The sequence below is a fragment of the Undibacterium paludis genome (genome assembly GCF_022568815.1).
Lineage (GTDB): Bacteria > Pseudomonadota > Gammaproteobacteria > Burkholderiales > Burkholderiaceae_D > Undibacterium.
Genome location: NZ_JAKZHX010000002.1, coordinates 368,562 through 380,600, shown reverse-complemented (window position 1 = coordinate 380,600; position 12,039 = coordinate 368,562). Strand labels below are relative to the sequence as shown.

The window sequence follows — 12,039 nt, the reverse complement described above, 5'->3', positions numbered from 1 at the left end:
CGTACGTAGACGCATTGTATTGATTGGGGGAATATTTTTAAAATGATTAACAAGCATCCCGATGCCCAGTCAGTTGCGCCTGGTAACTGGTCAAACACCAAGCCTGGTTATACGGTACAGGTACTGGCAAATAAAAACATTACAAATAGTTGCCTGTGACATATTGTAAATGTAAGGCACCTGTGCGCTTTTTTATCTCGTTCTCATGCAACAATGCGCACAAATAGAAATGTCTGCAACAAATGCTTGTCGGCAAATTAGTGGCAAATTAGTAGTCAGTTCTCATGCTGCTGTTGGTCCTTTGCCAGCGCTATCCTGCATGCGCTACGGACATTGACTGAATCCGATTTGACGTTGAGGGTAAGTGCAATGGCATCAAAATTGATGACGCGTAAGACGGCAGTAATCGTGTTGATCCTGGCTGTGGCAGGGGCAGGTGTGGCCTGGTGGTATACGCATCGTGCGCCAGTGGACGGTGCCTCGGCCAGTGCCAGCACCGGTGGCGCCAGGCAGGGGGGCGGTCGTAATGGCGCCAATCCCAACCGGGTGCAGCCGGTGACGGTTGTGGCTGCGCAAAAGCGTGATATACGCCTTATCGTCAATGCCATTGGCAATATTGCTGCTGTCAACACGGCGATTGTGCGGACTAAGGCTGACGGAGAGTTGAAGGCCATTTACTTTAAAGAAGGCCAACCAGTGCAGGCGGGGCAGGTGCTGGCGCAGATAGACCCGCGGTCTTTCCAGATTGCCTTGTCGCAGGCGCAGGGTACTCTGGCACGTGACCAGGCACAACTGAAAAACGCAGAAATAGATTTGCAACGCTATCGCGACCTGGTTGAAAAACAGGCTGCGCCTAAACAGCAAATGGATACGCAAGAGGCCCTGGTGCAGCAATTGCACGGTACGGTCTTGTCAGATCAGGCGGCGGTGGATAATGCGAAACTGCAGCTCAGCTATACCCGTGTGGTGGCGCCAATTGCCGGGCTGGCTGGTCTGAAACAGGCTGATCTTGGTAATATTGTGCACAGTTCAGACACGAATGGTCTGGTGACAATTACCCAGACCCAACCGGCTGCGATAGTGTTTGCCGTCCCTGATGCACGTCTGGATAAATTGCGTCAGCAATTGAAAAATGCCGTACCACTGCGCGTTGAAGCCTGGGACAGGGAACAAAAAAGCATGCTGGCTGAAGGCAGTGTCGCCAACACCGATAACACTATTGATGTGACCACCGGCACCATACGTGTCAAGGCCTTGTTTGCCAATAAGGATAATGCTCTTTTCCCGAATCAGTTTGTCAATGTGCGCCTGCAGCTTGATACCATGAAAGACGCCCTGGCCGTGCCAACAGCGGCTGTCCAGCGTGGTGCCATGGGTAATTTTGTGTATGTGGTGGGTGAGGGTGGTGTGGTTGCTCTGAGACCGGTAACGACGCTGGCGACGGATGGCGACTGGGTAGGTGTAAAAGGAGAATTGAAACCCGGTGAGCAACTGGTCACCGATGGTGCAGACCGTTTGCGCGACGGTGGCAAGGTGGAAGTCATTGCCGCCAGTGCCAGGCCAGGTGCAGGTGATGAGCCGCGTAGTGGCCGGCGACATAAAGGTGGTGGTGCTTCCGGCTCTGCTTCTGCAGCGGGGGCGGCATCCGTGCCTGGATCTGCTTCTGCGTCCGCGTCGGTACCGGCTCAAGCGTCGGCTGCCGAAGCCAGAAAATAAAGGCAGGCCAAGGCGCTTAAATCATGAACACCCTGAATCCTTCGCGTTTATTTATCGAACGACCTGTGGCGACGTCGCTGATGATGTTGGCCATTTTGTTGGCCGGCTTGCTGGCCTATCGCCTGCTGCCGATTGCGGCCTTGCCTGAAGTCGATTATCCGACGATACAGGTCACTACCCTGTATCCCGGCGCCAGCCCGGATGTCATGACATCGTCAGTCACGGCGCCTTTGGAGCGGCAATTCGGGCAGATGCCGGGTCTGGCACAAATGTCATCCAGCAGTTCTGGCGGCGCTTCAGTGATCACGCTGCGGTTTGACCTGAGCCTGTCGCTTGATGTGGCTGAGCAGGAAGTGCAGGCCGCCATCAATGCAGGCAGCAATCTGTTGCCCAATGATTTACCCATGCCACCCGTGTATAGCAAGGTGAACCCGGCTGATGCGCCGGTGCTGACGATCGCCGTGTCGTCCTCAACTTTGCCGGTAATACGCCTGCACGATCTGGTTGAGAGCCGCCTTGCACAAAAAATATCGCAGGTACGTGGTGTGGGCCTGGTCAGTATCGCTGGCGGGCGACGCCCTGCGGTGCGCATACAGGCTAATCCGACTGCCTTGGCCAACCTGGGACTGTCGCTTGATGACGTACGTACCGCCATAGGCAGTGCCAATGTGAATCAGGCCAAGGGGAGTTTTGACGGGCCTTTGCGCGCCTCGACCATTGACGCTAATGACCAGATGAAAAGCGCAGCAGAATATGCCAATCTGATTTTTGCCTACAAAAATGGCAATCCAGTCAGGTTGCGTGATGTAGCCACGCTGGTCGACGATGCAGAAAACCTGCGTCTGGCAGCGTGGGCAGATACTGCACCGGCTGTGATCCTGAATGTGCAGCGCCAGCCTGGCGCCAATGTGATACAGACAGTTGACCGTGTGAAGGCTTTGCTGCCGACTTTGCAGGCAGCCATGCCAGGTTCAGTCGATGTGCGCGTGTTGAGCGACAGGACAACGACAATACGTGCGTCCATAGACGATGTGGAAATCGAACTTTTGCTGGCCATAGGCCTGGTGGTGTTCGTCATTTTCATTTTCCTGCGCAGCGTGCCGGCGACGATTATCCCCAGTGTGGCGGTACCCCTGTCTTTGATCGGTACTTTCGGCGTGATGTACATGGTCGGTTTTTCATTGAATAACCTGACCCTGATGGCGCTGGTGATATCGACCGGCTTTGTCGTCGACGATGCGATTGTCATGATCGAGAATATCGCCCGCTATGTCGAAGAAGGCGATACACCAATGGCAGCGGCGCTGAAAGGCTCTCAACAAATTGGTTTTACCATCATCTCGCTGACGGTGTCCTTGATTGCGGTGCTAATCCCTTTGTTGTTCATGGGCGATGTGGTGGGGCGGTTATTCCATGAATTTGCAATTACCTTGGCAGTCTCCATCCTGATTTCAGCCTTCGTGTCGCTGACGCTGACGCCAATGATGTGTGCCCGCCTTTTGCATCATGAGAGAGAAGAGGACTTTGGCGCCGTCAAGCGCGCTATTGGTCGTATGTTTGATAAAACCATAGAGGGATACGGTCGCATGCTGACCTGGGTGCTGGACAGGCAGGCTGCAACCATGCTGGTGTTTGTGCTGACACTGGCATTGACCGGTTTATTGTATGTTTTTGTTCCCAAAGGATTTTTTCCGGTGCAGGATACCGGGCAGATACAGGCAATCACCGAGGCTGCCCAGTCGACCTCGTTTGCCGCCATGGCCGTGCACCAGCAAGAGCTTGCAGCCGTTATACTGAAAGACCCTGCGGTAGAGAGCGTGTCTTCTTTCATCGGTGTTGATGGCGCCAATACGACCTTGAATTCTGGCCGCATGCTGATCGTGCTCAAGCCTCTGCATGTGCGCACTGCTTCGGCAGCGCAAATAGCGCGACGCCTGACCGAAGCGACCAGCAAGGTCACCGGTATCGCGATTTATTTACAGGCGGTGCAGGATCTGACCATAGAAGACCGTATTGCCAAGACACAGTACCAGTTCATGCTGAGTTCGCCCGACATCAAGGAGCTGTCAAAATGGACGGCAACACTGCTCGAGCGTTTGCGCAAGTTGCCGCAATTGGCTGATGTGGCAAGTGATCAGCAAGAACTTGGTCTGCAAGCCTATGTTGACATAGACAGGGACGCCGCCGGGCGCTTTGGCGTCAGCGTCGCTTCCATAGACAGTGCACTTTACAATGCCTTCGGCCAGCGCCTGATTTCAACGATATTCACGCAAAGCAATCAATATCGCGTGGTTCTGGAGGTTGCACCGCAATACAAACTGGGGCTGGACGCGCTTAACAGCCTGTATGTGCCGGGTAGCAATGGTGTCCAGGTGCCGCTATCTTCCGTCGCCAGAGTGACGGAACGCATTGCACCACTGGCGGTCAATCATGTTGCGCAGTTCCCGGCGGCCACTATTTCTTTCAATCTTGCACCTGGTGCTGCTTTGGGGGATGCGGTAGAAGCAATACGTAAAGAAGAAGCCGGTCTGCAAATGCCGGTCAGCGTGGAAACCAGTTTCCAGGGAGCTGCGCTGGCTTTTCAGGCTTCTTTGTCAAGCACGTTGCTGCTGATACTGGCAGCCATTGTCACGATGTATATCGTGCTGGGTGTCCTGTATGAGAGCTATATACATCCGCTGACCATCTTGTCCACCTTGCCGTCGGCAGGTCTGGGCGCCTTGCTGGCACTGCTGGCGTTCCGTCTGGACCTGGGCATTATTGCGATCATTGGTATTGTGCTGCTGATTGGTATTGTCAAAAAAAATGCCATCATGATGATCGATTTTGCCCTGTATGCGCAGCGGGAGGAGGGGCTGAGACCACGTGAGGCAATCCATAAAGCCTGTTTGTTGCGCTTCCGTCCTATCCTGATGACGACTATGGCGGCCCTGCTGGGGGCCTTGCCGCTGATGCTGGGTACCGGTGTCGGTAGCGAGTTGCGTCATCCGCTGGGTGTGGTGATGGTGGGTGGTTTGATCGTCAGCCAGTTGCTGACCTTGTTTACCACGCCGGTGATCTATCTCGGGTTTACCGCATTGGCAAGCGGGCTGGGTAACAAGCCTGCGGAAACGACGGTGTGAGTCAGGCATGAATCTCTCACGCCCCTTCATAGAACGCCCGGTTGGTACCGCACTGATTACCTTCGGTGTGGCACTGGCGGGCATCATTGCCTATTTCTTGTTGCCTATTGCCCCTTTGCCACAGGTTGAATTTCCGACGATTTCGGTGAATGCGTCCTTGCCAGGCGCCAGTCCGGATACCATGGCGGCCACGGTGGCGACACCGTTGGAGCGGGCGTTGGGCAGCATTGCCGGTGTCAATGAAATCACTTCGTCATCATCGCTGGGTAGCACCCGTGTCACCCTGCAATTTGACCTGAGCCGTGACATCGACGGTGCGGCCCGCGACGTACAGGCAGGCATCAACGCGGCACGCGCCTTGCTGCCGTCCGGCTTGCCCAGCAATCCGACTTACCGCAAAGTCAATCCGGCAGATGCGCCGGTGATGATTATTGCACTGACGTCTGACACACTGACACGCGGGCAGATGTACGATGCGGCATCTACTGTGCTGGCACAGCGTTTGTCGCAGGTCGATGGCATAGGCCAGGTCACGATAGGTGGTGGCGCCTTGCCTGCGGTACGTATAGAAATCGACCCGAACAAACTGGCCGCCAATGGCATTTCCCTGGAAAACGTGCGTGCTACGGTGGTTGCCAGCAACGCCAACCGCCCCAAAGGCTCGCTGGAAGACAATCAGCATTACTGGCAAATCAGTGCTAATGATCAATCTTACAAGGCAGATCAATATGCACCACTGGTACTCAGTTACGTCAACGGTGCAGCCCTGCTCCTGCGCGATGTGGCGCAAGTGGTTGACAGTGTGCAGGACGTGCGCAATTACGGCATGTCAAATGGCAAACCGGCCGTGCTGCTGATACTCAACAAGGCGCCGGGCGCGAACATCATCAAGACGGTTGATACCATACGTGGCCTGCTGCCGCAATTGCGCGCCTCGATTGCACCGGCAATCAATGTCGATGTCGTGATGGACCGCACACCCACTATACGGGCTTCGATCAAGGAAGTGCAGCGTACACTGGCGATCGCCTTTGGTCTGGTGATTGTGGTGGTGTTTGCTTTTTTACGTAATTTCCGCGCGGCGCTGTTACCTGCTGTAGCTGTGCCGGTTTCGCTGGCTGGCACTTTTGGCGTCATGTATCTGCTCGGTTACAGTATAGATAATTTGTCATTGATGGCGATGACGGTGGCAACCGGGTTTGTGGTGGATGATGCGATCGTGGTGCTGGAGAATATCTCACGACACATAGAGCGCGGCAAGGCACCGCTTGAAGCGGCATTGCTGGGGGCACGTGAGATCGGCTTTACTGTCGTGTCCATCAGCCTGTCCCTGATTGCGGCGTTTATCCCCATTCTGGCGATGGGGGGTATTGTTGGCCGCTTGTTCCGCGAGTTTGCAGTTGTCCTGTCGGTATCGATACTGGTATCCATGCTGGTGTCGTTGACGACTACGCCAATGATGGCGGCCACCTTGCTCAAGCCGGTTGAAAAGACCAGGCCCCCAGGACGCGTGATGCGTATTCTTGGCCGTTTGCAGCGGTGGCTGATGCGCGGTTACCGGCGCAGCCTGCGCTGGACATTGCGTCATCAACCCCTGACCCTGCTGGTATTGCTGGGTGTCATTGCATTGAATGTATCGCTGTACATCACCATTTCCAAGGGTTTTTTTCCGCAGCAGGATACAGGATTGATGATGGGGGGCGTGCAGGCAGATCAGGCTAGCTCTTTTACGGCCATGCAGGCGAAACTGATTGCATTCAGCGACATCGTGCGTGCCGATCCAGCGGTGGCAACCACGACAGGTTTCACAGGTGGCGGCCAGCGTAATAGTGCAAACATGTTTATCTCGCTCAAGCCACGGCCGGAAAGAACTGAAAGCGTCGATCAGGTGATGAATCGCCTGCGTGGCAAACTCGCACACTTGCCAGGCGCAAATCTGTTTTTGTCACCAGTACAGGATATCCGCGTTGGCGGTCGGCAAAGTAATGCGGCCTGGCAATATGCTCTGCAAGCCGATGACCTGGCTGATTTACGTACTTGGGAGCCACGCATACGCAAGGCCCTTACGCAAGTGCCCGAGTTGGTTGATGTCAATAGTGACCAGCAGGATAAGGGCATACAGACTTCGCTGGTGATAGACCGTGATGCGGTGGCGCGCCTGGGGCTGACCATCAGTGCCATTGACAGCACCTTGAACGATGCCTTCGGCCAACGCCAGATCGGTGTGATCTATAACCCGCTTAATCAGTACCGTGTCGTCATGGAACTGGCACCGGCCTACCTGCAAAGTCCGGAGATGCTGAAAAGTATCTACGTGACGACCTCCAAGGGAGTGCGCATCCCGCTGACCAGTGTCGCCAAGGTGGAAACTACCAGTACACCGCTGGCTGTCAATCACCAAAGCGGTTCACCGGCGAGCACCATCAGCTTCAATCTGGCACCGAATGTGGCTCTGTCCCAGGCGGTAGAGGCGATCAATACCACCATCAGCCAGCTTGGCGTGCCAATATCGGTGCATGGCAGCTTCCAGGGAACGGCGCAGGCCTTTCAATCTTCGCTCAGCAGTCAACCCTTGCTGATACTGGCGGCTATCGTCACGATATACCTGGTGCTAGGCATATTGTATGAAAGCCTGATACATCCGCTGACCATCTTGTCCACCTTGCCGTCGGCAGGCATAGGCGCCTTGCTGGCACTGATGCTTTTCAATACCGATTTCAGCATTATTGCCCTGATAGGTGTGGTGCTGTTGATTGGTATCGTCAAGAAAAACGCCATCATGATGATCGATTTTGCCATCTCTGCCCAGCATGCAGCTGCCAGTCGTGGCAATACTGTCAGTGCCGGTACGGCAATTTACCGCGCCAGCATGTTGCGCTTGCGCCCGATTCTGATGACAACACTGGCTGCCATTTTTGGCGCAATACCTCTGGCGCTTGGCACTGGTGACGGTGCCGAATTGCGGCAGCCTTTGGGAATCGCTATTGTTGGCGGTTTGCTATTAAGCCAGTTACTGACGCTGTATACCACACCGGTAGTATTTGTCTGCATGGACAGGCTGCGCCGCAAAAAAAGACCTGCCGGTAAAAAAGAGAGTGCAACAGCGCTGAATATCGCATGAAAACGATGATGAAAAAATACCCTGATCAAGAACTGCGCCGCCAACCGCTGACCACTTGCCTTGGCGAAGCATCACGCCTGTCCATTATTGCTTTGGCTTGCCTGTTACCTGCATGTGCAGTGAATAGTCCACAGGCACCGGGACCCATGGCCGTCAGCGCCGGGTTCAAGGAGGCTGGCCTGTGGAAGTCGGCGCGGGCCACGCAGCCAGGTGCCGTACCTGACGTGTCAGAATCCTGGTGGGAAATATTCCATGATCCGGTTTTAAATGGTTTGCAACAGAAACTGCTGACCGGGAATGAAAACCTGAAATCGGCAGCGACACAGGTCGCCAGCGCCAAGGCTGTGCTCAAGGCCAGCCAGACTGCGCTGTGGCCGACTTTATCTGCCACAGCAGGTGCCACGCGCAGCAGCAACCCGGGGGCAGGGCAGAACGCCCGGACCACCAGTAACAGTTACTCGGCAGGCTTGGAAACCTCATGGGAAATTGATTTGTGGGGCAGGCTGTCTAAAGCCAGCGAAGCTGCCAATGCCAGTTTGCAGGCAAGCCGTGACGACTTCGATGCAGTGCGCTTGTCTGCCCAGGCCACGCTGACGCAGACGTATTTCGCCATGCGCGCGGCCGAAGCGCAGCAAAGCATCTTGCAGCGTACTACTGCATCCAATCAGCGCAGCCTGGAGCTGACGCAGGCCAGATTCAATTCCGGTGTTGCCGGACAGAGCGATGTATTGCAGGCAAAAATACAATTGACGACTACCCAGGTTCAGTTGAAAGATGCAGAAGCACAAAGGGCGCAGCTCGAACATGCAATCGCCGTGCTATTGGGCATGGCACCGGCCGGGTTCAGCCTGGAAAAAACAGCCTCTTTGCCAGATGTGCCGCCTGTGCCAGAATTTGTGCCTTCGACCTTGCTCGAACGCAGGCCAGACATTGCTGCCGCAGAGCGCAAGGTTGCTGCTGCCTATGCCCAGATTGGTGTCAAGGATGCAGCTTTCTTCCCTGACTTCAGTCTGTCGGCCAATGCCGGTTATCGTAGTTCTTCATTGAGTAATTTGTTCGATTCTTCCACTCTGTTGTGGTCTTTGGGATCATCCATGGCCGCTTCCATTTTTGATGGTGGCGCGAAACGCCTGGCTAGTGACCAGGCGCGTGCATCGGCTGATGCAGCCGTTGCTGCTTACCGGCAAACTGTGCTGACCTCTTTGCAAGAGGTTGAAGATAATCTGGTCGTACTGGATCAGTTGCAGGGAGAGTCGCAATTGCAGGCAGAAGCAGTGCAAGCGGCTCAGCGCAATCTTGATATCACACAAGCGCAGTATAAGGCAGGTACCGTCAGTTACCTGAACGTCGTCATTTCACAGAATGCGGCCTTGTCCAGTGAATCAAATCTGCTGTCGATACGCAATCGCCAGCTTGCTGCGGTCAATGTGCTGTTGAAGAACATAGGCGGGCGCTGGCAAAAAACCTGAGTGAACGCCATCGTGTTGGTGTCGTTACTGTCATACTTTACTCAACACGATATGTTCGCAAATGAAATCGACAAAGACTCGCAATTTGGGCGACAGATGGCGACTTGACGGCCATAACACTGAAAATACGCCGCCTGCCTGTATGTATTCGTCCAGCACGGCCTGCAGCTGTCTAGATACAAGCTTTTCCCGTATGACAAAGTCCGGCAGATAGGCAAGTCCCAAACCCTGATTGGCGGCGAGGATCAGGGCCTCTATGTTATTGCAGACCAGGTCAGCAGGCAGGCCCGCTAAAACGCCCTCATCAGATGTGATGGCCCATTCCTGTAATTTGCCAGTGCTGGGGAATTTATAGTGCAGGCATTTGTGTTTTTGCAGATCGGCCGGGCTCAGCGGTATCCCATGTTGAGCAAAATAGTCGGGTGAACCCACAATATGAAAGCGGAAAGGCCCCAGAGTCCTGGCTGTCAGGCGTGAATCCCGCAGGTCGCCGCTCCGGATAGCAATATCCACGCCTTCATCAATGACATCAACCAACCTGTCACTGAAATCAAGGTCAAGTTTGACTTCAGGGTATAGCGTCGTAAAGGCAGGCAATACTGGCAGCAACATTCTATAGGCGATGACGGGCAGACTGACGCGCAACTTACCACGTGGCTTGGATGACATGCTGATGACCTCTGCCTGCGCGTCATCGATGTCGTCGAGTATGCGCTGGCACCGCTCGTAAAATAGCCTTCCCTCCGCAGTCAGGCTGATGCGACGGGTGCTGCGGTGTAGCAGGCGCACCCCCAGTTTTTCTTCCAGTCGCATCACACTTTTACCTATGGCGGAAGCGGATACACCGAGCACTCGTCCTGCTGCGACGTAGCTGCGTAATTCTGCTGCATGGGTAAATGCACTCAATTCAATAAGGCTGTCGGCATTTTTCATTGGAATTGCGGAATAAAATTCTTTTAAGTGAGGATTTTAAGCCTGTTTTTCATCAATTGCAGATTGAATATCATCAAAGCCTTAATGGCGGTCTTTGCTGCCAGAATTTTTGAAGGTAATCAATCTCATGAGTACAACATCTGCCGTTGCATCTGGTATCACCCGTCAGCACTCTGAAAAATTGTTAATTCTGGGGGCAGTTTGCCTGGCTGCACTCAGTATGCCAGTGAGTTTTACCGGACCGGCGGTCGCTCTGTCGGCCATACAAAGGGAGCTGGGTGGCTCACCATTTGCCCTGAGTTGGGTGACCAATGCCTTCATGCTCAGTTTTGGCAGTGCTCTGCTGGCGTCAGGCTCCATGGCTGACCAATATGGTCGCAAGCGGGTTTTTATGATGGGAATGGCCATTTTCTTGCTGACTTCCCTGGCCTTGGTGGGTGTGCAAAGCTTGCTGTGGTTTGATGTATTGCGCGCAGGTCAGGGCTTGGGGGCTGCAGCGGCATTTTCCAGTGGCCTGGCTGCGCAGGCGCAGGAGTTCGAAGACCAACAAAGAACCCGCGTATTCAGCTTCATCGGCACGACTTTTGGTGTGGGGCTGGCATTTGGTCCTTTGCTGTGCGGCGTACTTGTCAAGTTTGGGGGCTGGCGTGCGGTTTTTATGGCGATGAGCTTGATGGCAGCCCTGGCGCTGCTGGCCGCCTGGCTGTATATGCGTGACTCAAAAGACCCGCAGGCTGCAGCGCCGGATGTTGGCGGGACAGTGAGCTTTACTGCGGCCTTGAGTGCATTCACGTTTGCCTTGCTGCTGGCACCTGCCAGGGGTTGGCATGATCTTGCCGTTCTTGGTTTGCTGCTGACAGCTATATTATTGCTGGCAATGTTTGTGATGATAGAACGACGACAACCGAGACCCATGCTGGATTTGTCGCTGTTTCGTTATCCGCGCTTTGTCGGCGCACAATTTTTGGCTGCTGCACCGGCTTATTCTTTTGTGGTGTTATTGATTCTGCTGCCTGGCCGTTTTATCGGCATAGAAAATCTTGGTGAAATTGGCACTGGCTGGCTGATGCTTGCTCTGTCCAGTCCCATGCTGTGTGTTCCCATGTTGGCTGCATGGCTGACACGCTGGATTTCGGTGGGAGCGATTTGCGGTACGGGCTTGTTGATTGCGGCGCTGGGCCTGCTTTGCCTGAGCATGGTCGAACCAGGACAAGCACCTTCACAATTCATCGCTTCCTTGATGATCATAGGTCTGGGGACTGCGTTGCCCTGGGGCCTGATGGATGGACTGGCAGTCAGTGTGGTACCGAAGGAGCGTGCCGGCATGGCAGCAGGTATATTCAGTACCACCCGTGTGGCTGGTGAAGGTATTGCCCTGGCGTTGGTCAGCGCTATTCTGGCGGGTTTGATACAACAGGCTGTGCCTGTAAGTCAGGCAGTGAACCTGCCGGAGTTTGCACAAAGGCTGGCAGCTGGTGATCTCGCCAATGCGCAGACGATTTTGCCCGGCCTGACACGGACAGCCTTGCAGCTTGTCTATGGGAATGCATTCCAGATATTGCTACGCATATTGGCATCAATCACGTTGCTGACCGGACTGCTGACCTGGATCTTGTTGGGTAAAGAGGCTGAATCTGGTCAGATATCGGGGGATGTTCAGATATAAAAAAGCGAAGAT

The 12,039-nt window shown here is 54.5% G+C and carries 6 protein-coding genes; 5 read left to right on the top strand and 1 reads right to left on the bottom strand.

Going from position 1 to position 12,039, the window contains the following annotated elements; genetic code table 11:
* Positions 1 to 369: 369 nt before the first annotated feature.
* Genes LZ463_RS06245 through LZ463_RS06230 form a run of 4 tightly spaced genes read left to right on the top strand, consistent with a single transcriptional unit; the run spans position 370 to position 9,428 of the window.
* Positions 370 to 1,716 carry an MdtA/MuxA family multidrug efflux RND transporter periplasmic adaptor subunit gene (locus LZ463_RS06245; protein ID WP_241454746.1) on the top strand — a complete coding sequence of 449 codons (1,347 nt, stop codon included), beginning with the start codon at positions 370 to 372 and terminating at the stop codon, positions 1,714 to 1,716.
* Between the two features lie 32 nt (positions 1,717 to 1,748).
* Complete coding sequence (locus LZ463_RS06240) at positions 1,749 to 4,838, top strand: MdtB/MuxB family multidrug efflux RND transporter permease subunit (protein WP_277623966.1); 3,090 nt, start codon at positions 1,749 to 1,751, stop codon at positions 4,836 to 4,838.
* A gap of 7 nt (positions 4,839 to 4,845) precedes the next feature.
* The gene (locus tag LZ463_RS06235) at positions 4,846 to 7,959 is read left to right on the top strand and encodes a multidrug efflux RND transporter permease subunit (RefSeq protein WP_241454744.1); all 3,114 of its coding nucleotides are present in this window, start codon (positions 4,846 to 4,848) and stop codon (positions 7,957 to 7,959) included.
* Positions 7,956 to 9,428, top strand: a complete 1,473-nt coding sequence (locus LZ463_RS06230; RefSeq protein ID WP_241454743.1) for an efflux transporter outer membrane subunit — start codon at positions 7,956 to 7,958, stop codon at positions 9,426 to 9,428. The genes LZ463_RS06235 and LZ463_RS06230 overlap by 4 nt, the downstream gene beginning before the upstream one ends.
* A gap of 30 nt (positions 9,429 to 9,458) precedes the next feature.
* Here the strand turns inward: LZ463_RS06230 and LZ463_RS06225 are convergent, their stop codons facing one another.
* A complete protein-coding gene (locus tag LZ463_RS06225; protein WP_241454742.1) occupies positions 9,459 to 10,361 on the bottom strand; it encodes a LysR family transcriptional regulator in 903 nt (300 codons plus the stop codon).
* A 127-nt stretch (positions 10,362 to 10,488) separates the two neighbouring features.
* Between LZ463_RS06225 and LZ463_RS06220 the strand changes: the two genes are divergently transcribed.
* Complete coding sequence (locus LZ463_RS06220; RefSeq protein ID WP_241454741.1) at positions 10,489 to 12,027, top strand: MFS transporter; 1,539 nt, start codon at positions 10,489 to 10,491, stop codon at positions 12,025 to 12,027.
* Positions 12,028 to 12,039 lie beyond the last annotated feature (12 nt).

Bases quoted from the DNA above. Each gene is read 5' to 3' on its own strand.
- LZ463_RS06245 (WP_241454746.1), top strand. From the start codon at position 370: ATGGCATCAAAATTGATGACGCGTAAGACGGCAGTAATCGTGTTGATC.
- LZ463_RS06235 (WP_241454744.1), top strand. From the start codon at position 4,846: ATGAATCTCTCACGCCCCTTCATAGAACGCCCGGTTGGTACCGCACTG.
- LZ463_RS06230 (WP_241454743.1), top strand. From the start codon at position 7,956: ATGAAAACGATGATGAAAAAATACCCTGATCAAGAACTGCGCCGCCAA.
- LZ463_RS06225 (WP_241454742.1), bottom strand. From the start codon at position 10,361: ATGAAAAATGCCGACAGCCTTATTGAATTGAGTGCATTTACCCATGCA.
- LZ463_RS06220 (WP_241454741.1), top strand. From the start codon at position 10,489: ATGAGTACAACATCTGCCGTTGCATCTGGTATCACCCGTCAGCACTCT.